Genomic DNA, 25,668 nt, shown 5'->3' on the forward strand with positions numbered 1-25,668 from the left:
CTTCACGAAGATGACATTTAAAAAAATTTTAAAAAAGAGTGATCCAACATCACTCAGCAATCGTTTAGTAAATAGAAAGAGAATACTTCCTAAAAAGGATCATTAAATGTGAGGGAACATGAAAGGTTAATCTATAGAATATTCAAAATGTTCAATCTATTTAATGGTTTAAGATGTAGTAAGAATGAAAAAAGTGGCGTACATCAACTAAAAATGAGGAGAGTGGAAAATGATGAAATTAAGTAAAAAATTAATGATCCCTGTACTAGGAGCTTCACTATTGATGCCGACTATTGCAAACGCAGAGGAAGCACAACCAACGGCAGTAACAAAAGCTGCAGATTTACGAGCGAACTTAGACTACTTATTATCTGAACACTTTACGCTTGCCGTTGCAGCTATGACAACAGCCTATGACGGTTCTAAAGACGCTGACGCTGCGTTTAAAGCATTGGATCAAAATGCCGTTGACATGGAGCCTGCTATTGCGTCTGTCTATGGTGATAAAGGAGCAGCTGAATTTGAACGAATTTTCAGAGAACACAACAATTACACAGATGATTTTGTAAAAGCAACAAAAGAAAATGATAAAGAAGCCATGGCTGAAGTAGATAAAGAAGTAAATCAATTCGTAAATGAATTTGCTAAGTTCTTAAGCACTGCTACGGAAGGCAAACTACCCGAAGATGCAGCAAAAGAAGCGCTTCGCGTACATGAAGACCAAGTAAAAGAAACATTTGAAGATTATGTAGCAGGTGACTATGAAGCGGCCGCTAAAACATACCGCGAAGGCTATCAGCAAATGTTTGCCATTAGTAAAGCGTTATCAAATGCAATCGTAACGCAAATGCCCGATAAATTCGACAATACCAAAGTAGATACACCAGCAGCAGATTTACGTTCTTCATTAAACAGCTTAGCAGCAGAACATTTTGCTTTAGCAACAATGGGAATGGAAAAAGGGTTTAACGGTTCAAAAGATTACGACTATGTTAGCTGGTTAGAAAATGCTAACACAGCAGATTTTAAAGCTGCAATCGGTTCAGTATATGGCGATGAAGGGGCTGCGCAATTTGAAAAAATTTGGCAAGGAGATCACATCAATGCCCAAGCTGAACTAGTAAGTGCACAAGTAAAAGGCGATGAAGCAGGAGAAAAAGCTGCTAAAGACAAGCTCCATAAATTCGCGCAAGAATTTGGTACATTCTTAGGAACAGCAACAGATGGAAACCTTCCAACTGCAGACGCACAGGCAGCTATAAAAGCACATGAAGATACGGTTATTAAAACATTTGAGCAATATGCATCCGGCGACTACGCTGGAAGTTATGATACGTACCGTGAAGGGTATAAATTAATGTTTGGTGTCGGTCAAGCTTTAGGTGAAGCGATTGTAAAACAAAATCCCGATAAATTTGCTGAGACAGCTATGCCAACAGATATGCCGAAAACAGGTATGGGCGGGGCGTCTGAATCAACGATGAACCCACTAACAGCGATCTATATTGCACTAGGTTCGTTAGCTGTATTAACAGCTGGAGTTATTTTACGCAAGAAACCAGTAAGCAAATAATATTTTTTCTCCTTTTCCTTATGAATTACAAGTCAAGAGTCCTAAAAAAAGAAGAGAGGTTGTTCTCTCTTCTTTTTTATAAACAGCTGTGAAACGAGGTGACGATGTGAAAAAAGCGATTGTTCTCGCCTACTGTATATTAAGTTTAGTCCTGCTTGTTAGCGGCGGACTATACTTTAAAGAACAAATGGTAGAAGCAAAAGAAATGAAGCAACAGAATGCAGCTAAGCAAAAAGAAAAAGAAACACAATCAAAGGATTTAAAAAGCCGGGTAACGCTTGAAGAAGAATTTGCTGTATTAAAAAAGCATAAAACAGAAGCCAAACAGTTAAACAAAGAATTCAAAGGAATCCTTCCTGCAAAAGTGTCCATTCCAGCTATTCATGTGGAGACTTCAATTGAACAAGTAGGGTTATTAGACAGCGGTGAAATGGCAGCGCCATCTACAGAAAATGGAGTTGCTTGGTTTGAACCAGGAGCAAAACCTGGCGTAAAAGGAAATGCTGTATTAGCAGGACACGTAGACAGTAAAACTGGTCCTGCCGTCTTTTACAATCTCAAAAACTTAAAAAAAGACGATGAAATTACCATAAGAGATGCACAGGGGACCACGCTTACCTTTGTTGTTAAACGTACAAAAAGCTATCCGCGAGATAAAGCACCTTTAAACGAAATTTTTGGGTACAGCAACAAACGTAATTTAAATTTAATTACGTGTACAGGCACGTTTGACCGTGCGGAAGGAACCCATCAAGAGAGGTTAGTTGTCTATACAGAACTAAAAGCTGACCAAGCAAAAGAATTGGAGCGTGAAGCAACTGCACCAAAACCTCCTACACATGTAAAGATGAGCGGTAATTTACTTACGTGGTACGCGGTACGAGAAGGCAATATTATCGGTTACCGAATTTACAAAAAGAATCCAGGCGGAACATTTGTCCATATTGGCAGCGTTTCGGAATTTGAGCGAAAAAGCTTTGCCGACTCCGACGCATCTCAGTCTCGTTATTATGTAACAGCTGTTAACGAGTCAGGAAAAGAGTCTGCTCCATCTAGTATAGCGAAATAACAAAAAGCTCTCTTCACACGGAGAGCTTTTTGTTATTTTTGATGGTCGATTAAAAAGATATCTTCTGGCTTTCTATTTATCTAAATGCTATTAGTTTTAATAGATAAATAAAAATTCCTTTTGTGGTTGGTTTTGTATTTTTAACTGTTGTTCTAAGCCTTCTTATTTTTAGCGGCTCCGCTCAATGGGCACTAGAAGCACCTATTTTTATTCCATTGTTCATGCTGTTAGGATACAATCCTGGATTTATTCAAGCAGCTTACCGAATAGCAGATTCGTCTACGAATGTAATCACTCCTTTAAATCCATATATGATTGTCATTTTAGCCTTTATGAAAGAATACGAGCCGAAAGCAGGACTTGGAACCATCATTTCACTTATGCTTCCTTATACTTTAGCCTTCTTAGGAATTTGGATTATAATGTTAATTGTTTTTGCTGTATTCGGTATTCCTCTAGGACCAGGTGTATATATGTATTTGTAAAGAAAAATCCTCTTCTACTCCAAGAAGAGGATTTTTTATGTTAGAAATTCTAACAATCATAAATGATATTGCAGCTTATGTGTACATAGAAGAATAAATAACAAAAAGAAAAGAGTCTAAAAAACAAAAGTTTTCTGAATAAATTTGCAAAAAGTAGTTGCTAAATACATATAAATCAAATATGATAGTAAACATAACAAGATATGTTATATAATCTAACATTAAATTTAGGGGTTATTTATTCGTACTTAAGGGGGAAATCATCATGCAAATGGGCGATTCAGTATTTATGTTTTTTTCGGCATTATTGGTTTGGATTATGACACCAGCTATTGCATTGTTTTACGGGGGCATGGTTCGAAGTAAAAACATGTTAAGTACCGCGATGTATAGCGTAGGTTCCTTAGCTGTTATATCCGTTCTTTGGATAGTAGCAGGCTATTCGTTAGCTTTTTCGACCGGTGGCAATGCTTTTATTGGTAACTTGGACTGGGTAGGATTAAAAGGAGTCGGATTCACTCCAAACGGGGACTACAGTGCTACGATCCCGCATAATATGTTTATGATGTTTCAACTGACATTTGCTGTACTAACAGTAGCTATTATCTCTGGGGCTTTTGCAGAGCGCATGAAGTTTTCAGCATTTATCTTATTTGCTATCCTATGGTCATTATTTGTATATGCACCAGTTGCACACTGGGTTTGGGGAGTTGGCGGATGGCTTCGTGAACTAGGAGCTATTGACTTTGCCGGAGGAAACGTCGTTCACATTTCGTCAGGTGTAGCAGGATTAATTCTAGCTCTTGTTGTTGGAAAACGAAAAAATGCCGATGCCGCAGCACCTCACAATTTACCGTTAACTCTTTTAGGCGGAATGCTGATTTGGTTCGGGTGGTTTGGTTTTAACGTTGGAAGTTCTTTAACTATTAACAGCGTTGCAATGACGGCTTTTATTAACACGAATACAGCGGCAGCAACAGGAATTATCGGCTGGCTTGTAGTAGAGTGGATTATCAATAAAAAACCTACGCTGCTTGGAGCCGTTTCGGGAGCGATTGCTGGACTTGTAGCTATTACACCAGCTTGTGGATTCGTTACACCGTTTGCCTCTATTGTAATAGGTTTTATCGGCGGTGCAGTTTGTTTCTGGGGTATCTTCTCACTTAAAAAGAAAATCGGTTACGACGATGCGTTAGATGCATTTGGTCTTCACGGTATTGGGGGAACGTGGGGAGGTATTGCAACAGGTTTATTTGCCACAACTTCTGTAAATGACGCTGGTGCGAATGGTTTATTCTACGGAGATCCAAGTCTACTTTGGAAACAGCTGGTTGCTATCGTAGCAACATACCTATTTGTCGGTATTGCTACCTTCATTATCATTAAAGTGGTTGGATTAATCGTATCTCTGCGTGCGACACAAGAAGAAGAAACGCTTGGGCTTGATATTACGCTGCACGGTGAAAGAGCGTATCACGAATCGAATATGTAAAAGGGGTGGACACAGTGAGTGATGTTTTAACAAAAATTGAAATTATTACACGCCCTTCAAAGTTTGAAGAGCTTAAGCAAGAACTGGCGAAAATCGGCGTTAGCGGTATTACAGTTACGGATGCACTGGGGTGCGGGTTGCAAAAAGGCATTACGGAGCTTTATAGAGGCGTTAAAAAACAAGACAATATGCACGCACGAATTAAAGTAGAAATTGTAGTGTGCGAAGTTCCGGTAGCTGACGTTGTTGATAAAGCAAGAAAAGTACTAAATACAGGTCAGCCTGGAGATGGGAAAATATTTATCTATGAATTAAAAAATGCGATTAAGATCCGAACGGGGGAAGAGGGATCACAGGCATTACGAAATAATAGTTAAACTTAGGGAGAAAGAGAAAACAAAGGGTATATAAAAGGTGCATACTATGCACCTTTTTTTAGATTGAATAGTTACACGGCATGTTTCCTTACGGTGACATGCTTTTTTGTTATATATATAGCCAAAAAGTATATCCCAAAAAATAAGTGAATATAATTAAAATTATTTTTATAAAATTAAGAAAATTATAAAAATATGTGTCATTATTACTGACAAGTTTGGTGAAATACTGCTGTTTATCCTTTTATAATAGTAAAAAATAACTATATTTTTACTATTTTTAGTTTCTCTTTATATATGAGAGCGAATCTATTATGAAAGGATGTGAAAAAAGATGTACATAAACAGCAAGCTGTTTCACCGTTTTCAGAAATGACATTTGTTGCAAAGATAAAAAGCGTTCTAGACGCGAACAAAGGGAGGGAAAATCGTTATAAAAGACTAGCCGCTATTAAGCGTTTTATAACGATTACTACATGCTAAGTAAAAAAATGTTATCTATTTTAGCAACAACGGTCTTATCGGTAGGGTTTGTAGCTGGCTGTGGGAGCAACAGTACATCGGGAGAAGATAAAGGCAGCAATGTTATTAAAATTGCTACGCAAAGCCCTTTGTCAGGAGGTAGTGCGACATTAGGTGAAGCAATCAAACTGGGAGCTCAGTTAGCTCTTGATGAAGAAAAAGACACGTTTAAAAAATTAGGATATAAACTTCAGCTTGTACCTTATGACGACCAAGGCGACCCGAAAAAAGGCGTAGCGAACGCTCAGTTAATCGGATCCGATAAAGCCGTCTATGGAGTGATAGGACATTTAAACTCAGGGGTTACCATTCCTTCATCTGAAACGTATGAGAAATATTCAATTCCAATGATTTCTCCTGCAAGTACAGCAACGGACGTAACAGACCGAAAGTTAAAAACGGTTAACCGCATTGTAGCGCGCGATGACTTCCAAGGGCCTGCAGGAGCTGAATATGCTGTTAAAGAGTTGAAAGCAAAAAATATTTTTGTCATTCAAGATAAAACAGCTTACGGACAGGGGCTTGCAGGCGCTTTTAAAACAGCAGCTGAAAAAGAAGGAGCAAAAATTGTTGGATTTGAAGGAATTACGGTTGGAGAAAAAGATTTTAACGGTGTGTTAAATCAAGTCTCTAAAGAAAAGCCGGATCTCGTTTATTTTGGTGGTCTTTATGCAGAAGGCGGACTTTTAATTAAACAAGCTCGTGACAAAGGAATTACCGCTAAGTTTATGGGAGGGGATGGCTTAGACTCATCAACTTTAGTTGATATTGCCGGAGATGCTGTAAAAGATACGTATCTTACGTCAGTAGCAGGCGATGCTTCCAAGACGCAATTCGCTAAAGATTATGAGAAGAAATTCAATAAAAAAGTAGAATCATATTCTGTATACGGGTATGATTCCATGAAAGTTATGCTTCAAGGTATTCAAAAAGCAATTGAAGACAATGATAAAAAGCTTCCTTCTCATGAAGCAGTACGTGACGCCGTACGCGGTATTACAGAATATAAAGGAGAACTTACGCAGGTAGGATTTGATGAGAAAGGAGACAATAAATACGCTAAAATCTTTATCTATAAGTTTGACGCTCCTTCATACCCAGCTAAATTAGAAGGAGAAATCTCACAGTAAACCTTAGAAAAGAAAGGTATGGATGTTCCGTACCTTTCTTTTCTTAAAATCGATTTTATAGGACGAAAGGGACGAGGTTATATGTTTGCTCATATTATACAAACGCTGCCGCAAGTGTTAATTGACGGACTAACATTAGGAGCTGTATATGCAATTATTGCCCTAGGTTATACGATGGTATATGGCATTTTAGAACTCATCAATTTTGCACACGGCGAAATTTTTATGTCAGGTGCCTTTATCGGAACCGCTATCTTAATAGGGTTAACAGGCGTAGGTTGGATTGCAGCTTTTCCGGCTGTTGTGACGTTAATTTTAGTTCTTCTTATTACGAGTGTTGCAACTGGGTTTCTTGGTATGGGAATTGAAAGAGTGGCTTACCGTCCTCTGCGCAAGTCTTCTAAACTGATCACACTTATTACAGCTATCGGAATGTCATTTCTATTACAGGACTTTGTGCGCTTCATTACGGAACTTAAGAATGGTAACTATATTGTTAATACCCCAGCTTTATTTTCAGGCAAAGTATCGGTTAGCGCCTCTTCTCTTTCATCATCATTTGATGATGCTACATTTAAAGTAACGTTTATCGTAGTGTTAATTGTTGCTCTTTGCTTAATGATCGGACTTGAAATTTTTGTCAATCGGACCAAATGGGGAATGGCAATGAGGGCTGTAGCCCAAGATCCCGATACAGCTTCACTCATGTCCATTAATGTAAACAAAGTTATTTCTCTTACTTTCTTTATTGGTTCGGCTCTAGGAGGCGCAACCGGTGTGTTATTTGCGCTTCATTACGGAACAATCGATCCTTACATTGGGTTCATATTAGGATTAAAGGCTTTTACAGCAGCTGTTTTAGGGGGAATAGGCAATATACGAGGCGCAATGTTTGGAGGGCTAATGCTTGGCATCCTTGAAATGTTTGCAGCTGCGAATTTATCAACAATCACCGGCAATATTTTAGGAGCAGAGTATAAAGATGTATTTGCATTTGCCATTTTGATTTTGGTGTTAATTTTTAAACCAGAAGGCTTATTTGGAAAAGCCGTTACAGAAAAAGTGTAGGTGATGAAGATGAAAAAATTAATGAGTAGGCTTGAAGGAAACAACAAGGCGCAAATTATTCTATTTTTTATATATGTAATTGCAACAAGCGGTAGTTTAATGCTTGCCCAGAAGTCCGTTGTCGCATTTTTACTTCTTTTATTTTCATTATTACTTCTGTATTTTATGTCTCTTTCTACTAAATTAAAATGGCTAATAGCAGGGGGCATTTTAATTGTGCTGCTTCCTTTTTCAGCTAGCCAAGGCCCTGCTTATGAATCCTATATGGAAGTATCTACGCTAGTAGGCATCTATATTGCTATGGCACTTGGGTTGAACATCGTAGTGGGATTAGCCGGATTATTGGATTTGGGATTTGTTGCTTTCTTTGCAGTTGGGGCTTACACGTATGGAATTTTCGCGACCAATCAAGCTGCTAATTTTATGCCTTTTGGTACGTATCCATTATCAGGAGAAAGCTTTTGGTTTTTTATTATTGCGGGATGCCTAATAGCCGCTTTATTTGGAGTTCTGCTTGGTATACCTGTGCTGCGCGTAAAAGGAGACTACCTTGCTATCGTTACGCTTGGATTTGGGGAAATTATTCGAATTGTATTTAACAATTTGGATAAACCAATCAATATTACAAACGGGGCAATGGGGCTGTCCTCCGTGACGCCGCCTTCTATTTTTGGGATTAACTTAGTATATCCAAGTCAGTTCTATTATGTAGTATTAGTCATCTTAGCTGCAGTTATTTTTATTGTACGGCGATTTGAATATTCTAAAGTAGGACGATCGTGGAAAGCGGTTCGTGAAAATGAAATTGCAGCTCAGGCGATGGGAATTCACCTTGTCAGAACAAAGCTGCTTGCGTTTGCTATCGGTGCCTCTTTTTCAGGCATGATGGGAGTGGTCTTTGCCGCTAAGCAAACCTTTGTTGATCCAACCAGCTTTACGCTGTTAGAATCTATCACGATTTTAGTTATGGTTATTTTAGGAGGAATGGGGAGCGTTCCAGGTGTCATACTTGGAGCGGCGGTTGTAACCATTCTTAATCTTCAAGTATTAACGGAGCTCACCGATTGGTTTAATCAACTGAGTTTAAACGGGGTTATCTCTATACCGGATGCACTTTCGCCAGCTAAAATGCAGCGATTTATTTTTGGCGGACTTCTTATTCTATTTGCTCTATACAGGTCTCAGGGGTTGCTTCCTGCTAAACAGCCTACGTTCGATTTGAAAGAGCTGAAAGAAGAAGCTGAAAAAGAAGAAATACAGTCCGTGATTTCAACGGCTGAGAAAAACGTCAATCTATAGAGGTGAAAGAAATTGTCTATTTTAGAAGTGAAAAATGTAACCAAGACCTTTGGCGGTTTAGTTGCCAATCAAGACGTAACAATGGATATTCAAAAAAATTCAATAACGGCTGTAATAGGACCAAACGGCGCTGGGAAGACTACATTTTTTAATATGGTGACAGGTGTTTATCAGCCAACCTCAGGTGATATTATGTTAAATGGTCAATCTATAACAGGGCTAAAACCTCACAGCGTATCAAAACAAGGGATTTCTCGGACATTTCAAAACATCAGGTTATTTAGTAATATAACGGTGTTAGAAAATGTGTTAGTTGGGATGCACAACCATTTGAAAGCAACCACTTTTGAAACGCTGTTGAATTTACCTCGAGCAAAAAGAGCGGAAAAAGCAGCTAAAAAAGAAGCGTATAAGCTGTTAGAATACGTTGGGCTAGAAGCTTTATATAACGAAGTAGCCACTAACTTATCATACGGAGCGCAGCGCCGACTCGAAATTGCCAGAGCGTTAGCTACTAGACCCTCACTGTTATTATTAGACGAACCGGCTGCTGGTATGAATCCGCGTGAAACAAAAGAGCTGACGGATCTTATTCACACGATACGAAAAGACCGGGAAATAACCATTTTATTAATTGAGCATGACATGAAGCTCGTCATGGAAATTTCTGATCATATTATTGTATTAGATCATGGAATAAAAATTGCAGAAGGAAACGCTGAACATATTCGTACACACCCGAAAGTGATCGAAGCCTATTTAGGAAAAGGAGCGGCAGAGGAGATAGAAAGAAAGGAGAAAAGCACATGACTCTATTAAAGTTAACTGAAATTGATACCTTTTATGGAGGAATTCAAGCACTTAAAGGAATAACGATTGATGTAGAAGAAGGAGAAATTGTGACTCTTATCGGAAGCAATGGAGCCGGAAAATCTACCACATTAAAGTCCATTAGCGGTCAAGCTCCTGTCAAAGCAGGTAGTATCATGTATAAAGGCACCCACATCACGAAATTCCCTCCTCACCAAACGGCCCGTTTAGGAATAGCTCATGTACCAGAGGGAAGAAAGATCTTTCCTAAGATGACGGTAAAAGAAAATTTAACTATCGGAGCATTTTCACTTTCTAATAAAAAAGTAATAGAAGAAAACATGACTAGAGTACTCACCTATTTTCCAAGATTAAAAGAAAGATTGACTCAAAAAGGAGGAACGATGAGTGGCGGTGAACAGCAAATGCTAGCTATCGGGCGGGCACTTATGATGAACCCTTCTATGCTTATGCTAGATGAACCTTCTATGGGGCTTGCTCCTATCATTGTAGAACAAATATTTGAAATCATTATGGAATTAAATAAAAGCGGAATGACCATTTTACTCGTTGAACAAAACGCTTATCAAGCGCTGCAAATAGCGCACCGAGGCTATGTGATTCAAACGGGCGAAATTATTCTGCAAGGGAAAGGGACGGAATTAATTCATAATGAAAAAATAAAAGAAGCTTATTTAGCTTAAAAAACAAACCGCATCGCGTTTTAACGCTGCGGTTTGTTTTTGTTCACAACGGATGATTTGGATAAAGCAAGTAAGCATTGCTATTATCTGGTTTAGTTTCTTAATTAAGTAGGGAACGTTTAAAATAAGATTATTGAATAAGTGAGTAATTAGGCAACTCCCTAGATGAAAGAAATGATTCAATTTAAAGCTTTTTTATAAAAAACAAAAAAAGTTGAAACTTTTTTCATTAAAAAACGTTTATAAAGTAATAGAAAAAAATGGGTACGGTTATTTACACTCAAAAAGGAAGTGAGAGCGTGGCGACGCTGAAAACTAATTATTTGACTGACTTATGCTTAATCTATAGAGAAAGTCAATTTTATGTACTGCAAATACCTAGTTTCTACAAAAAAATGGCTAGCAAATACTTTCAGTTTCAGCCTCAAGAAAAAATTATCGCGTATTTACACAGCTCTTTTATAGCAGGCCTAGATAAAAGGGGAATTTGCTTTACAAATAAGGGGATTTACTGGAAAAGCAGAGGGATGAAAAAAGGAAAAATATTATGGGAAGAGTTCGCTAACATTCAATCCATTACCATTCGAAAAGAAGAAATGATTTGTTTTAATGACGTGGAGAAATTTCAAGTCAATCAAAACGATTACTCAGCTAGAAAGCTAGTATCTCTATTAAAAAAAATCAAGAAATTTATTCGCACCCATTCCCATGAATATATGTGTCAAGACTATATATATCCGTGTGTATCCTCAAAAGAATTAACTTCTATTTGTTCATCTTTTCAAATTCATCAAACCCCTGATCCAAAAGATGTGTTGTCGGTAGAAGGACAGCTATGTGAAGAAGTTGAAAAAGAGATGCGAAACAGGCTCTATTTACCTGCTAAAGAAAAAATTGTAGCTCATTTAAATACATATCCTCTTCAAAAAACCGAGGGGATTACCGTTTGTTCTAAAGGAATTTATTTCTCAAAATCTTTTAAAACAGTTTACTACCCTTGGCACTTATTTCGCCACGTGAGTATTTCAGTGGAAACCGAGGAATTAAAAATTGCTAAAAAACATTCGTTATCTCTCAACTCAGCTGCCGTATCAAGCGGGGAAGTAATGCTGTTTCTCAAACAAATTAAACAGCATGTGCAGGCTTTGCATGAAAAAGAAGTCGATATTAAACAAGATAATAAGTTTGCATGGAAAATGTTAATTTAAAAAACAGGTTACGCGTAATCTGTTTTTTTATTTTGTAGTTCTTTAGAATTATTTATTTGGAATATTGAAAGACATCATACAAGTAAACAAGACTAGAATATTGGAAGTTAAGAAATTTTTTCCATGACTATAAGGTTAATTTTACCAAAATCTCTTTTCTATTTGGATAATTATGCTAAAATAGAGCTCGAGTTTATTTTAAGGAGCTGACAACAAGATGGAACGTAATTATTCAATTGATTTTATTAAGTTTTTTGCTACAGTGTTTGTGGTTTGTATTCATGTTAATCCATCACATGACGATTTCTTTTTAGGGAACCAGGAAAATGTGCTAGATGTCATTGTTGACACATTTGCACGATTCGCGGTTCCTTTTTTCTTTATTGTATCAGGTTATTTGTTTATGAATAAAATTCAAAAGCATCCAAAGCCTTCTGCATACTTAAAAAAATACACGTGGAATATTTCCAAGCTTTATGCATGTTGGTTCATCTTTTATTTATTGTTTGGTGTAGTTCTGCGCTTATTTCAAAACCACGGAACATTAGCAGAACGAAAAGGTGCAGTAGCTGATTATTTAACATCATCCATCACATTCAAAGATATTTTTTATTATGGAAGTGACACAAGCGGATTTCAGCTTTGGTACTTGATTGCATTAATTTGGGCTGTTGTCATCGTTTTCTTATTTCAACGATGGAAAAAGATTGGCTTATTAATGTTTATCAGCACCGTATTATATGTAACTGGGTTATTTGGGCAGTCTTATTCTTTATTTTTTCCACTTTCTTTTCAAACGAGAGATGCCCTGTTCTTTGGTTTGTTCTATACAGTATTAGGAGCTATGTTTGCCCTTTATGGCAAGAAAATTCTGTCAGTATTAAACGTAAGGCCAATGATTTATTTAGCCAGCTTTTTTGTGTTTTCAGCGTTAGAGATCGTCGAGCGCTACTGGTTGGTTAATATCCAGCACAGCAAGCCCGGAGACTATTTTATTTCCACAATTTTTTTATCGGCATCATTGTTTTTATTCGTATTGAGCAGTCCAAGTCTTGGCAAAAACTCATTCTTTTCAAAGGTTGGGAAAAATTCAGTTGGCATTTATGTAGTGCATATATGTATATTAAATGAGACCTATCGATTGCTTCGTTCTATAGATTCTTCTTTCTTTACAAATAGTGTCGTTGCCTACGTACTTATCGTTCCAGTAGTTTTTTGGTGCTCGTACTATTTATATAGAGGGATTCAATGGACAAAGGGAAAATTACATGTGAAGCCGCACAAACATTCATTTACAAAGCTACAGCATAAATAAAAAGAGCTGGCTAACTAAGCCGGCTCTTTTTATGATGCAATAGCGTACAAAAGCTGCTTTTGCAGTTGAGGGGATAAAGAAATATTTTGATACAATTCGTAAATATGATGTTCGTTCCGGTGGTAACAAATCCAATCCTTGTATGTTCCTTTTAAGAAGATGCGAAAAAACACGATTCGCTTATTCGTGCCGCCTGTTTTTAATTCAATTTTCAAATCATCTGTTTCTAATGTATACTGTACTGTAGAAGAGGAAAGAGCAAGTTTAGTTGTTTTTTTACTTGTTTTAATGAATTCGGCAAGTTCAATGATCTTCATTTTTTTACCTCACTCTATTGTAAATTAGGGGTATCTTATACGTATGATGTGTACAAGGAAAATAGAATCGTTTTTTTATAGCTTAGAAGAATGATCTTCAGCCCCTTCGTTAAGGGATTTGCATAAAAGGTTGACGTTTTCTTTGAATACAAATAAAATGCATATTAAGAAGTATTTCCCTCATTGTAACTACAGAAAAAGAAGAATTAAGGGGGCTCAATATGTTGACTGACTTAGTTGTAAGTCAAAAAGTAGTCAAGGTAAATGAATTTACTGTTGTAGGAGTGCCTATTCGAACAGATGAACCTGTGGAAGAAACGGGCACAGGTCTTATTCCTGAGCACTGGCAGACTTTTTATAAACAACAGTTAGCTAATAAAATCGCCAATAAAGTAAATGGCAATACATTTGCTCTTTATACAGAATTTGAATACAATCAAAAAATGGATTTTACATTTGCTCTCGGATATGAAGTTTTACCCGGCGGCGAACTGAAAGATGATATGAGAGAGTTCATCATCCCAGAAGGTGAATACATGGTGTTTACAACAGCTGTTGGGCCAGCTAGACAGGTAGTCGTAGAGGCTTGGGCTTATATTCGCGAGTGGGCTAAAAAAAATCATCGTGCCTATAAAATAGATTTTGAATTATATGATGAACGCTGTATTGATCCTGAATACAGTCAAGTCGATATTTATGTTTCAATTTAATAGCTAGTTTTGCTAAGTAGTTAAGATGCAGAGAAGCGTTTTTTGCTGCGTTCTTACTTTTGACGATAGGAATACAAAAGGGGTTTAGCGAGAGTGATCAGCAACGATTTATTACAAGCTTTAAAAGACGGATATAAACAGAGAATTAAATGGGTACTTATAAGTCAAATGGCACTGTTCATCACCGTAGCAGTCATACTTGTATCAAATTTTGTCACTAAATTTTCGTTTAACCAATTAAGCTTTATTTTTGTTTTGGTTAGTATAAGTTCGCTGTTATCAGGGGTAGAGCACGTATTGTTAAAACGTGAGAAGTGGCAATGGATTTTTGATTTTATTTTAGCTGCTTTTTTTATTGGTTTATCTATTTTTTTACACCGTTAAAGCGCCTGATTCAGCGCTTTTTTATTTTGGGCAGCTCCGCACGCAATGTTCGGACCTTTCTAGTATAAACAAAACAAAAATACGTATTTATGACGAAAATAGTCAGAAAATTTAGTAAAAAAGTCTTGTATCTTGTCTTTATTTCGATTATGATAAGTTTACACCCTTCGTATTCACTTCTTTGGATGTCAGTACCTCTATTTTTACACTACAGAAAAGAGGTGAAGCCATTTCTTCAGTTTTCCTGCTAGCCTGCATACTAACCCTTTTAGCTATTTTATTTAGTAGCAACTACCCTCAAAATTAAAGGAGAGATCCGCGCTTATGTCAAAAGCTCCTATAAAAAACGATATTGAACTTCAACTATCTGAAACGCATTTTTTCCAACTGCTTGATTTAATTTATTTAGGTAACTGGATGGTCACAGCATGTTCTGGAGTGGAAGATGAGCATGCACAAGAATATACGGATGTAGAAAAACAAATGTTTTCTCATGCAGAGCCTTTCCTTGAAAAAGGACCTTTTCACATGCTAAATAATGAGGTTATGTTTACAGAAGAACATGAAGATTCTCTTCAAGATATTATTGGAGAATACGATAACGAAGTGTTTTGGGAAGCGCTAGCCTATCGCATGGCTAAACGAGATGTGATAGAACAAATAGGGCCCATTAAAGAAATAAAAAATGAAGTTTTTATGCAAATTTTTCATCGAGAAATGGAGTATATACGAGAGTTTGAGACAAATGGAATTAAACGAATAACCATACCGCCTTTGCAGTAAAGGAGACAAATCGGCTTTCAAACTTGAAGGCCGATTTGCTGTTAAGCTGAAGCTTTTCTATTCCGTCTGAGAGGCGGGAAAGATCGGTATGTAAAGCTCCGCCATAACCATTCACACGGACCGTAATAGAAATAATAAAGCCACCACTTGTTACAAAAAAGCTGGAGTGTATATATAATGAGACAAATAATCGTGCTTTCTGTTAAGGTAAGAGTTCCGTATAAACCAAAGGATCGAACCATCCACAGGCAAATTAAAGTTTGGCTAAGGTAAGTTGTTAATGCCATTGTTCCACTATACTTAAAAAGACCCAGCATCGAAGCGTAAGGAGAAAATTGCAGGAATAACAGTAAGGTGGTAAGATAAAAAAAACATAGAAAAATGCCGCTCAAACTTGTAAAAAGGTGAATGGCCGCCTGCTGATAGAGTCCATATTTTAAAATTTCTAGTTTTAAGATAGCAAGAATCATAGTTAAAGTAAAACCCGTTGCGCCTGTTATTGACTGAATTTTCTTAACAAAAGAACGGTTTTGTTCGATATTATGTACTAATCCTTTTTTAGCGGTATATAAGCCAAATAAAAACATAGAAAATACGGGAAAGATAGAAAACGGTAGATTTAATAGCATAGGTACCACTTCAACCTTCAAACGATAAAACATCCAAGATAAATAGTCTGCTTGCCTGTAGGTGGATAAATATTGGACTAAGGCATGTTCATGTAAAACTTTATACTCCCGCTGAGCCTCCTGCAAGACGTGGGCTGGAGTGAAAAACTGGATGCAAGCCAAAAGATAAAAAAAGCATAGCAAGCCTATTGCCCACAGCAAAATTGTTTTGGTTTTTCGATTATAAAAAAACAACATTAAAAAACCGCCAATAGCATACACATGCAAAATGTCTCCATACCAGAAACAGACAAGATGAAAAAGCCCGATTAATAACAAAGAAGCCATTCTTCTGGACCATAAAGCAGCGGCAAAGTAATGCTTTTCTTCAGCTCTATGCAAAAAGATTCCGCATCCAAGTCCAAATAAAAAAGAAAAAATCGTAAAAAACTTTCCTTGAACAAACAGCAGCAGGAATAAATCAATATAAGCATCGATTCCTTTATATTCATAAGGAATATCGTACAGCTGAAAAATAAATATCGGCGAAGCAAAAGCAGGGATATTTACTAAGAAAATGCCTAGCAAAGCAATGCCCCGAATAATATCAAGAACAACAAGGCGTTCGTTAAGGGGAAGTGGAAAAGGCTTCATCACTGGCGCTCCTTTTTGTTAGATATGTACATCTTAACACGACAGTGGCGAAAAAATAGGTGGGAATATAAAAAAATAAGCGGAAAGATTCATAGCTTTATGAACAAAAAAGTTGGATAATAATGGTATGGTTATCCATATCAAATACGAAAGGTGGAGAAAAGGATGAAAACAGCACTTGTGTTAGGTGGAACTCGTTTTTTTGGGAAAAATTTAGTCCAGACATTGCTCTCTAAAGGAGTTAAGGTTACGTTAGCAACGCGAGGTAAAACACCAGATGATTTCGGCAACCGAGTTGAACGGATTCTTCTTGATCGTGTAGAAAAAGATTCTGTAATCGAAACAACACGAGGAAGAAAATGGGATGTTATCTTCGATCAAATATGCTATTCTTCACACGGCGCAGCTGTGGCTGTTGAAGCTTTTCGTCATAGTACGAGTCACTATGTACTCACCTCGACTCTTTCAGTATACGGTTCTTTAGAAAAAACGTGTTATGAAGAAGATTTTGATCCATACAAGTATCCTATTTCATATACACGTCGTGAAAATATTTCCTACCAAGAAGGAAAACGCCAAGCTGAAGCGGTATTTTTTCAAAAAGCACCGTTTTCGGTAACGGCTGTCCGTTTTCCAATTGTAATGGGAAAAGATGATTATACGGATCGCTTACGTTTTCACGTAGAAAAAATTATGCATGAAGAAGAAATTGGTGTACCGGCTATTGAAGCAGAAATGAACTTCATTTCACAGGAAGAAGCCGGTGAATTTTTAGTCTGGTGTGCAGAACAGAAGCTAAAAGGACCGATTAACGCTTGTTCAAATGGTACTATTTCACTCAAAAATTTATTTTCATATATTGAACAAGCAGCGAATAAAACCGCAAAAACAACCTCTCGTTTAACAGATGAAAATAGTTCTCCTTACGGAGTAGATCATTCTTGGACGATGAGCAATGAAAAGGCTAGCTTTTGGGGATATTCATTTACAAACCTGCAGGACTGGCTGCCATCATTAATCAAAGCTTTCGTTGAAAGCGAAAAGAAAGTACCTTTAAGTTAAGAAAAAACAAAGACTGCGCCGTTTAGCAGTCTTTTTGCTGTGACAAGCAGAACATTTTTATTTTATACATAAAAAGGGTACGCTAGGTACACATCATTATATAGAAGAAAGAAGGATAAACTATGGCAAAACATCACTTTCATTTGCAAGCAAATTGGCCAGGAGGCCGAAATGAAGTAGGTACAATTGAATCAGGACAATTAAAAACAAACATTTCTATTCCACCAGAAATGGACGGGCCAGGGGTGGGAACAAATCCAGATGAAATGCTGCTAGGAGCAGCAGCCACTTGCTACATCATCACGCTTGCAGCGATGTTCGAAAGAAGTGGAATTCGTCAGGAGGGTTTAACGATGGAATCAGAAGCTATTGTGGACGTGACGAATGGTGTATTCACATACGAAAAAATTATTCATAAACCTCATGTTATCATCACATCTGAATTTGCGGCTCAAGAAGAAAAAATCAATCGACTTATAAAAAAAGCAGAAACATCCTGTATGATTTCAAGAGCCATTCAAGGAAATGTTGAGATCGACTTAGAACCTCAGCTCACAGTAAAAGCGTAATGGACCCATTACGCTTTTCTTATGTTTATTTCTACAAAAAGCACATTTAAGATTGTAAAATACTCAAATTTGAATATAATAATTTAAGTAGCTATCATTTTTGTTCATCAAAAAGATGACGCGAAAGGAGGAACTGAAATGGTTTCATCAGAAAAAAATATTCGTTTTATCGTAGCAGGATTGCTGCTCGGTATTTTTATGTCAGCCATGGATAATACCATCGTAGCGACTGCTATGGGGAAAATCATTTCTGATCTAGGCGGGTTAGATAAGTTTGTTTGGGTGACGTCTGCCTATATGGTTGCCGTGATGGCGGGTATGCCGATATTTGGTAAACTATCCGATATGTACGGCCGTAAACGGTTTTTTATTTTTGGATTGACGGTATTTTTACTTGGCTCTGCATTGTGTGGCCTAGCGCAAAGCATTGTGCAGCTAAGTATTTACCGGGCGATTCAAGGAATTGGAGGAGGAGCGCTTCTTCCGATTGCTTTTACCATTGTATTTGATATTTTCCCTCCCGAGAAACGCGGGAAAATGACAGGATTATTAGGTGCCGTTTTTGGCTCAGCAAGCGTTTTTGGTCCGCTTCTTGGTGCATACATTACGGAATACATCAGCTGGCACTGGGTATTTTATGTGAACGTGCCGATTGGACTTTTATCGTTATTTTTTATTGTGCGCTTTTATAAAGAATCAAAAAGTCATAAAAAACAAAAAATTGACTGGGCTGGTGCAGCCACTCTTGTAATTTCAGTAGTTAGTTTAATGTTTGCTCTTGAACTTGGAGGGAAAGAGTACGATTGGTCTTCTCCGCAAATTTTATCTCTTTTTGCTATCTTTGCTGTGGCGCTATCACTCTTCTTTTTTGTGGAAAAACGCGCGCAAGAGCCGATTATTTCATTTTGGATGTTCAAGCGCCGTTTATTTGCAACATCACAAATTCTCGCTTTCTTATACGGAGCAACATTTATTATTTTAACGGTATTTATTCCTATTTTCGTTCAAGCTGTCTATGGAGGTTCTGCTACAAATGCAGGTTTAATTTTAACTCCGATGATGTTAGGCTCGGTAGCAGGAAGTGCTATCGGCGGGATTTTTCTAACAAAAACAAGCTTTCGAAACTTAATGATTATGTCCGTTTTTTCATTTGCAGTGGGAATGTTTTTATTAGGAACAATGGAACCTGATACACCTCGTTGGATGCTGACGGTATTCATGATTTTGACTGGGTTTGGCGTAGGATTTAGCTTTTCTCTTTTACCAACTTCGTCAACGCATAAGCTGGATCCACAGTTTAGAGGTTCTGCCAACTCAACGAACTCATTTGCGCGTTCTTTAGGAATGACGCTGGGAGTTACGATTTTTGGAACGATTCAAAGCAATACATTTACAAATGAGCTGCAGCGCAATTTTCAAGGTATGGGGAATGGATCACAAGGAGCATTTTCTCAAATAGGAGATCCGAGTGCAGTTTTTCAATCAAGTGCCCGAAACAGCATTCCGCCTCAAATATTAGATAAGATTGTTGATGCTATGTCTACATCGATCACGTATGCATTTATGCTTGCTCTTATTCCAATTGCAGTAGCTATCATTACTGTCTTTTTAATGGGAAATGAACGAGTGGAAGTTCCCCCTAAAAAGCGGGTAGAAGCAAAGGAACCTGCAGCTCAAAAATAGAAAAAGCGCGAAGATGTTCGTGCTTTTTTTACTAAATAAGATGCATGTCAAGAGGTGAAAGATGTTATGAGTGTTAAATTAGTCATACTGGGCTTATTAATGGAAGGAAATAAGCACCCTTATGAAATTCAGCAAACCATTAATGAAAGACAAATGAAGCACTATATTAAACTTGCAAGCGGTTCTTTATATTACGCTTTTGATACGCTCGAAAAAGATAAGTTGGTGAAAGTAGTCGATGTGATTCGAGAGACGAACAGACCTGAAAAGACCGTTTATTCTATCACGGATGCAGGAAAAGAAGAATTCGAGCGCCTTTATTTTGAACAGCTGTTAAAAAAAGAGCATATGCATAGACCAGTTTATGCTGCGCTTTCATTTACTTCTTACGTCGATCAAGAAAAAGTGGCTTCTGCTCTAGAAAAAAAGATTGAGGAAACGGCAGCTTATTTAGAAAAAATGCAAAATTTGTACCAAGTTAAAAAGGTGGATCATTCCATTGCAAATCTGTCGATCATTATGCGCACGATTATGCATTTGAAAGTAGAACTAACTTGGTTCACTCATTTACTCGAAGCGGCGAAAAGCAGCAAGCTTACAGAAGTAGATGATGGTTATTTTGAAGACGTTGAAAAAATCGTAGATGAGTTTTAAAAAAGAAGCAAAACGCTGCTTCTTTTTTTTAATAGTCATAAAATATATTTCAAGCAATTTAATTTTGCCAAAAGCTAGGTCAATAACAATTAATTAACACTTGATTCGACCTTTAATCAGCTTTACTTATAAAACGCTTTCAAAAAGTAGTAAGACTATTAAAAAAGTAAAAAAAATTAAAGAAATATAGCGATTTCATTTTGATTGACGAGTAAAAGAGTGGTAAAATATAAGCAGATATCAGATACACACGCAGTGAGATTTATCACTCGTTGTAAAGATGTCAGACGATAAGGTAATCGACATTCAAAATGGAAAGATTGTTGAGTACGACAATTATTATAACTCGTTGGGGGTTTTATCATGGGTAACGAAACGTCGAATAGAGGGGAGCCTTGGCAAGGATTTTTGGGTCCGAACTATGGCTATGTATTAGAACAGTATGAGTTATATGAAGAGCAGTCAGATCTAGTAGATCCAGAGTTAAAAGAATTATTTGATTATTGGGGTGCTCCTCCATTAAACGAAAGTGAGCAGGTTCAGCAAGCTGAATACGCACAGGCTGCACCTTCAGCTAACACATCTAAAATTGCATCGGCTATTAAGCTAGCGGAAAACATCCGTGCTTATGGTCATCTATACGCATCAATTAAGCCTCTTGAAAGCGAGAAGAAAGATCCTGTCTTGCTTCACTTGGAAGATTACAATTTAACGCAAGAAGATTTAAAATCAATTCCGGTTGATATTTTATGTACGAATGCGCCATCACACGTCAAAAATGGTTTAGATGCAATTAACTATTTAACAGATGTCTACACAAAAACCATTGCGTTTGAATTCCATCACGTACATAACATGGAAGAGAATAAGTGGCTGACTGATATGGTCGAGTCAGGTGCTATTTTCCAACCTCTTTCAAATGAGAAAAGAACTTCTGTATTAAAGCGTTTAACAGAAGTAGAAGGCTTTGAACAATTTTTACACCGTACATTTGTCGGACAAAAACGCTTTTCTATTGAAGGCGTAGATATGTTAATTCCACTTGTAGATGAACTGATTGCACGCTCAGTGGAAACAAGCCCAAAAACGGTTAATATCGGTATGGCTCACCGTGGACGCTTAAATGTATTAGCACACGTATTAGGCAAGCCTTATGAAATGATTTTTGCAGAATTCCAGCATGCACCTAACAAGGAATTAGTTCCTTCAGAAGGTTCAATCGGTATCAACTACGGCTGGACGGGAGACGTAAAATATCACCTGGGTGCCGACAAACAAATTAAAGCAGAGAACACAGTTCGAGCTCGTTTGACATTGGCTAGCAACCCTAGTCACTTGGAGTTTGTTAATCCGGTTGTGGAAGGGTTTACAAGAGCAGCTCAAGATGAGCGTGATGTGAATGGATACCCAACACAAGATGTAAAAAAATCGTTCGCGATTTTAATTCACGGAGATGCTGCGTTCCCTGGTGAAGGTATAGTACAAGAAACGCTGAACTTAAATCAATTGACTGGTTATCAAACAGGTGGAACAATCCACATTATTGCTAACAACATGATTGGATTTACAACAGAAAGCGTCGATTCTCGTTCAACGAAATATGCAAGTGATTTAGCAAAAGGATTTGAAATTCCAATTGTTCACGTAAATGCGGATGATCCGGAAGCCTGTCTAGCTGCTGCTTACTTTGCTTATGAGTATCGCAGACGTTTTAACAAAGATTTCTTGATTGATTTAATTGGATACCGTCGATTTGGCCACAATGAAATGGATGAACCGTCTGTAACGCAGCCGAAGATGTATGAAATTGTGACAAAACGTCCAACGGTTCGTGCTATGTATGCAAAGCAGCTTGAAGAACAAAACGTGATTCAAAGCGGCCAAGCAGATCAAATTAATGAAGAGTTACAAGCGAAGTTAAAAGCAGCTTATGAGAAAGTACCGCCAAAAGCTGAAAAGCAACATAGAATTATGGAAATGCCACAAGCAGTCTTCAAAGGAATTTCAGATATTGATACATCTGTTACAAAAGAAGAGCTGTTTGAAGTGAATCAAGAGCTAGTGAAATACCCTGAAGGATTTAACGTATTTCCAAAACTTGATCGCATCTTATCTAAACGTGCCAAAGCGTTTGAAGAAAATGAAAGCGTAGATTGGTCATTGGGTGAGGCATTTGCATTCGCTACGATTTTAAGAGACGGCACGCCAATTCGTATTACAGGCCAGGATTCTGAACGTGGTACGTTTGCACATAGACATCTTGTTCTTCATGATCATAAGACAGGGGATGTTTACTCACCACTACACGCAATGAAGAACGTAAGCGCTTCCTTTGATATTCGTAACAGTCCATTATCAGAAGGATCCGTTCTTGGATTTGAATACGGCTATAATGTATTTGCTCCTGAAACGCTTGTTCTTTGGGAAGCACAGTTCGGTGATTTTGCCAATGCAGGTCAAGTTATCATTGACCAGTTTATTGCCGCAGGCCGTGCTAAGTGGGGACAAAAATCTGGAATGGTCTTATTGCTGCCACACGGCCATGAAGGTCAAGGACCAGAACACTCAAGCGCTCGTCTAGAACGTTATTTACAGCTAGCTGGTGAAAACAACTGGACAATCGCAAACGTAACAAGCGCTGCACAATACTTCCACTTACTTCGACGACAAGCTGCCATTTTACAGCGGGAAGAAGTAAGACCGCTAGTAGTTATGACACCAAAAAGTTTGCTTCGTAATGCTTTTAGTGTGTCAAACCTTGAAGAGTTTACAAAAGGCTCTTTCCGCTTAGTAGTAGAACAGCCTGGATTAGGTAAAAAAGAAGATGCAGTTGAACGAATCGTTCTGTGCAGCGGAAAAATCAGCAGTGAATTAACGGAACGCTTAAACAAAGCAGAAGATGATAAAGATTGGCTACACGTCCTTCGTCTAGAACAAATTTATCCGTTCCCAAGACGCGTAATTGCTGAAATCTTTGCTCGCTATAAAAATTTAAAAGAGATTGTCTGGTTACAAGAAGAGCCGGAAAACATGGGCGCATGGAACTATGTAGAAGATCGACTGCGTGAAGTAGCACCAGAAGGAGCTACGGTTGACTACATCGGCCGCACAAGACGCTCAAGTCCAGCTGAAGGAGATCCAACAGTTCACAGACAAGAACAAGAACGTATTTTACAAGATGCATTAACTAAAAATGAAATTGCTAACGACGTTGTTACACGATAAGGAAGGGGAATGAACCATGGGAGAGATTAAAGTACCGGAATTAGCAGAATCAATTTCTGAAGGAACAGTTGCACAGTGGCTAAAACAAGTAGGAGATTTCGTTGAAAAAGGCGATTATATCGTTGAACTTGAAACAGATAAAGTTAACGTTGAAATTACAGCTGAAGACTCTGGTATACTAACGGAACTTCTTGCTGGCGAAGGTGATACAGTGCAAGTTGGTGAAACAATTGCACGTCTTGAAGCGAAAGAAGGAGCTTCAGCACCAGCAGCACCAAAAGCTGAAGAAAAACCAGCAGAGGAAGCACCAAAGCAAGAAGCGGCTCCAGCTCAGCAAAAAACTGTTGAAGAAGTAGCGCCAGCAGCTGAAGCGCCTCAGCAAGGAAATCAAAAACAATGGCTAATTGCTTCTCCTGCAGCTCGAAAAGCAGCAAGAGAACGCGGAATTAAGCTAGATCAAGTGCCAACTACTGATCCTCTTGGCCGTGTGCGCAAACATGATATTGATTCGTATGCAGACCAAAAATCAAATGAGCAAAAGCAGCAGGCGCAAGCAAGTAAGCCAGCTAACCCGGTATCTCCGTCTCCAGCGGCAAGTGAAAATAGCGATAAACCTGTTGAACGCGAACGTATGTCACGTCGTCGTCAAACAATTGCCAAACGTCTTGTTGAAGTTCAGCAAACAGCGGCTATGCTAACAACGTTTAACGAAGTAGACATGACTGCTGTTATGGCTCTTCGCAAACGACGCAAAGACAAATTCTTTGAACAGCACGACGTAAGACTTGGCTTTATGTCGTTCTTTACAAAAGCAGTAGTAGCAGCACTTAAAAAGTATCCATTATTAAATGCTGAAATTCAAGGAAACGAGTTATTAATTAAAAAATTCTATGATATCGGTATTGCTGTGTCAGCTCCAGACGGTCTTGTTGTTCCAGTTGTACGTGATGCTGACCGCAAAACATTCGCTGGTATTGAAGGATCTATCGTTGATTTAGCGAAAAAAGCGCGCGACAACAAATTAGCATTAAAAGATTTACAAGGTGGAACGTTCACAATTACAAACGGCGGCGTATTCGGTTCATTAATGTCTACACCAATTTTAAATGGGCCTCAAGTTGGTATTTTAGGAATGCACAAAGTTCAGCTTCGTCCGGTAGCAATTGATGAAGAGCGTATCGAAAATCGTCCGATGATGTACATTGCACTTTCTTACGATCACCGTATCGTTGACGGCAAAGAAGCTGTAAGCTTCCTAGCTACTGTTAAAGAACTATTAGAAGATCCAGAATCTTTATTACTAGAAGGTTGATAAAAAGAACCTGCTATTCTCTCGGAGAATAGCAGGTTCTTTTATGTTCGCTTAATGCCTGCGACATAAGCAGGACCCAAAAACGTCATGCTAGAGAGTGTCAGGGCCATTTCTCGCGGTGATTGCTTCATACCTTGTTCTAACCAGTGCTGAATAACTCCAAGATGCGCTGACGTTACGTAAGACATTAAATGTTCAAGTGGAACAAGCGGAGGCGTTTTATTATCAATGAGCTCTAATTTTTCCAGCATATTGGTTTTCATAACTTCTTTAATTTTAAGATGAAAGCCAGGGTTGCCTTTTGGACCAAGCATAACCTGCATAAAACGTGCATTTTCTTGAATATATTCAAAAAGTGTAATAATAAACGGCAAAGGCTGTTCTTTTAAATTAGCAGACACAATCTCATTGGGATTTGCCTTTTTGATAAATTCTTTTATCTCTTGAATGACTTCATTTTCGCTTTTTTCAAGCAAGTCGTATTTATCTTGGTAGTGTAAATAAAAAGTTCCGCGATTAATATCCGCTTTTTTCGTCAAATCCCTGACCGTTACGCCTTCAAACCCTTTCTCTTCCATTAATTCTGTCAAAGCATCTCGGATAAATCTTTTCGTTCGAATAATTCTGCGATCTGTTTTTGAATTCCCCACAGCTT

General features: G+C 37.9%; 23 protein-coding genes and 1 pseudogene. 21 read left to right on the forward strand and 3 right to left on the reverse strand.

The window, feature by feature from the left end:
- The first annotated feature begins 229 nt into the window (after positions 1-229).
- The 12 genes and pseudogenes from AC3WJG_RS22095 to AC3WJG_RS22150 all read left to right on the forward strand — a co-directional run bounded on the left by AC3WJG_RS22095 (position 230) and on the right by AC3WJG_RS22150 (position 13,052).
- Positions 230-1,573 carry a hypothetical protein gene (locus tag AC3WJG_RS22095; protein WP_033579419.1) on the forward strand — a complete coding sequence of 448 codons (1,344 nt, stop codon included), beginning with the start codon at positions 230-232 and terminating at the stop codon, positions 1,571-1,573.
- A 106-nt stretch (positions 1,574-1,679) separates the two neighbouring features.
- Entirely contained in the window at positions 1,680-2,642 is a 963-nt protein-coding gene (locus AC3WJG_RS22100; RefSeq protein WP_028409082.1) for a class F sortase, read from the forward strand.
- Positions 2,643-2,755: 113 nt separating this feature from the next.
- Positions 2,756-3,127, forward strand: a pseudogene (locus tag AC3WJG_RS22105) (AbgT family transporter); the annotation flags it as partial.
- Positions 3,128-3,392: 265 nt separating this feature from the next.
- Positions 3,393-4,619, forward strand: coding sequence for an ammonium transporter (locus tag AC3WJG_RS22110; RefSeq protein WP_492588591.1), 1,227 nt, complete (start codon positions 3,393-3,395; stop codon positions 4,617-4,619).
- Between the two features lie 14 nt (positions 4,620-4,633).
- Complete coding sequence (locus AC3WJG_RS22115) at positions 4,634-4,996, forward strand: P-II family nitrogen regulator (RefSeq protein WP_028409080.1); 363 nt, start codon at positions 4,634-4,636, stop codon at positions 4,994-4,996.
- 476 nt (positions 4,997-5,472) lie between these two features.
- Positions 5,473-6,648 carry a branched-chain amino acid ABC transporter substrate-binding protein gene (locus AC3WJG_RS22120; RefSeq protein ID WP_028409079.1) on the forward strand — a complete coding sequence of 392 codons (1,176 nt, stop codon included), beginning with the start codon at positions 5,473-5,475 and terminating at the stop codon, positions 6,646-6,648.
- Between the two features lie 81 nt (positions 6,649-6,729).
- On the forward strand, positions 6,730-7,716 hold the full coding sequence (locus tag AC3WJG_RS22125) for a branched-chain amino acid ABC transporter permease (protein ID WP_026106630.1): 987 nt from the start codon (positions 6,730-6,732) through the stop codon (positions 7,714-7,716).
- A gap of 9 nt (positions 7,717-7,725) precedes the next feature.
- On the forward strand, positions 7,726-9,015 hold the full coding sequence (locus tag AC3WJG_RS22130) for a branched-chain amino acid ABC transporter permease (RefSeq protein WP_337134540.1): 1,290 nt from the start codon (positions 7,726-7,728) through the stop codon (positions 9,013-9,015).
- A 12-nt stretch (positions 9,016-9,027) separates the two neighbouring features.
- On the forward strand, positions 9,028-9,825 hold the full coding sequence (locus tag AC3WJG_RS22135) for an ABC transporter ATP-binding protein (protein WP_060746891.1): 798 nt from the start codon (positions 9,028-9,030) through the stop codon (positions 9,823-9,825).
- Positions 9,822-10,529, forward strand: a complete 708-nt coding sequence (locus tag AC3WJG_RS22140; RefSeq protein WP_098248181.1) for an ABC transporter ATP-binding protein — start codon at positions 9,822-9,824, stop codon at positions 10,527-10,529. Before AC3WJG_RS22135 ends, AC3WJG_RS22140 begins: the two co-directional genes overlap by 4 nt.
- Before the next feature lie 299 nt (positions 10,530-10,828).
- Complete coding sequence (locus AC3WJG_RS22145) at positions 10,829-11,737, forward strand: hypothetical protein (protein WP_028409075.1); 909 nt, start codon at positions 10,829-10,831, stop codon at positions 11,735-11,737.
- Positions 11,738-11,954: 217 nt separating this feature from the next.
- On the forward strand, positions 11,955-13,052 hold the full coding sequence (locus AC3WJG_RS22150) for an acyltransferase (RefSeq protein WP_221841307.1): 1,098 nt from the start codon (positions 11,955-11,957) through the stop codon (positions 13,050-13,052).
- A 29-nt stretch (positions 13,053-13,081) separates the two neighbouring features.
- On the opposite strand, the gene AC3WJG_RS22155 is transcribed toward AC3WJG_RS22150, so the two are convergent.
- Positions 13,082-13,369, reverse strand: coding sequence for a hypothetical protein (locus AC3WJG_RS22155; protein WP_028409073.1), 288 nt, complete (start codon positions 13,367-13,369; stop codon positions 13,082-13,084).
- Positions 13,370-13,590: 221 nt separating this feature from the next.
- Here AC3WJG_RS22155 and AC3WJG_RS22160 point away from each other — a divergent pair, with 221 nt between their 5' ends.
- The 3 genes from AC3WJG_RS22160 to AC3WJG_RS22170 all read left to right on the forward strand — a co-directional run bounded on the left by AC3WJG_RS22160 (position 13,591) and on the right by AC3WJG_RS22170 (position 15,246).
- Positions 13,591-14,079, forward strand: a complete 489-nt coding sequence (locus tag AC3WJG_RS22160) for a GyrI-like domain-containing protein (protein WP_013057602.1) — start codon at positions 13,591-13,593, stop codon at positions 14,077-14,079.
- Positions 14,080-14,172: 93 nt separating this feature from the next.
- A complete protein-coding gene (locus AC3WJG_RS22165) occupies positions 14,173-14,463 on the forward strand; it encodes a hypothetical protein (protein ID WP_013057601.1) in 291 nt (96 codons plus the stop codon).
- A 324-nt stretch (positions 14,464-14,787) separates the two neighbouring features.
- A complete protein-coding gene (locus tag AC3WJG_RS22170; RefSeq protein ID WP_492588594.1) occupies positions 14,788-15,246 on the forward strand; it encodes a hypothetical protein in 459 nt (152 codons plus the stop codon).
- A gap of 41 nt (positions 15,247-15,287) precedes the next feature.
- Here the strand turns inward: AC3WJG_RS22170 and AC3WJG_RS22175 are convergent, their stop codons facing one another.
- Complete coding sequence (locus AC3WJG_RS22175) at positions 15,288-16,508, reverse strand: DUF418 domain-containing protein (RefSeq protein ID WP_337134537.1); 1,221 nt, start codon at positions 16,506-16,508, stop codon at positions 15,288-15,290.
- 165 nt (positions 16,509-16,673) lie between these two features.
- Between AC3WJG_RS22175 and AC3WJG_RS22180 the strand changes: the two genes are divergently transcribed.
- From AC3WJG_RS22180 to odhB, 6 genes are all read left to right on the forward strand, one after another.
- The gene (locus AC3WJG_RS22180) at positions 16,674-17,570 is read left to right on the forward strand and encodes an NAD-dependent epimerase/dehydratase family protein (RefSeq protein WP_028409069.1); all 897 of its coding nucleotides are present in this window, start codon (positions 16,674-16,676) and stop codon (positions 17,568-17,570) included.
- Positions 17,571-17,692: 122 nt separating this feature from the next.
- Positions 17,693-18,139, forward strand: a complete 447-nt coding sequence (locus tag AC3WJG_RS22185) for an OsmC family protein (RefSeq protein WP_337134536.1) — start codon at positions 17,693-17,695, stop codon at positions 18,137-18,139.
- Between the two features lie 138 nt (positions 18,140-18,277).
- Entirely contained in the window at positions 18,278-19,822 is a 1,545-nt protein-coding gene (locus tag AC3WJG_RS22190) for an MDR family MFS transporter (RefSeq protein ID WP_043981557.1), read from the forward strand.
- 66 nt (positions 19,823-19,888) lie between these two features.
- A complete protein-coding gene (locus AC3WJG_RS22195; protein WP_060746885.1) occupies positions 19,889-20,476 on the forward strand; it encodes a PadR family transcriptional regulator in 588 nt (195 codons plus the stop codon).
- Between the two features lie 363 nt (positions 20,477-20,839).
- Positions 20,840-23,701: a 2-oxoglutarate dehydrogenase E1 component gene (gene sucA, locus AC3WJG_RS22200; RefSeq protein ID WP_060746884.1), complete on the forward strand. Its 2,862-nt coding sequence runs from the start codon at positions 20,840-20,842 to the stop codon at positions 23,699-23,701.
- Between the two features lie 16 nt (positions 23,702-23,717).
- Complete coding sequence (odhB, locus tag AC3WJG_RS22205; protein ID WP_060746883.1) at positions 23,718-25,013, forward strand: 2-oxoglutarate dehydrogenase complex dihydrolipoyllysine-residue succinyltransferase; 1,296 nt, start codon at positions 23,718-23,720, stop codon at positions 25,011-25,013.
- A 41-nt stretch (positions 25,014-25,054) separates the two neighbouring features.
- Here the strand turns inward: odhB and AC3WJG_RS22210 are convergent, their stop codons facing one another.
- A complete protein-coding gene (locus tag AC3WJG_RS22210; RefSeq protein ID WP_060746882.1) occupies positions 25,055-25,663 on the reverse strand; it encodes a TetR/AcrR family transcriptional regulator in 609 nt (202 codons plus the stop codon).
- Positions 25,664-25,668: the final 5 nt, after the last annotated feature.

Source organism: Priestia sp. FW507-14D1A (assembly GCF_058781295.1).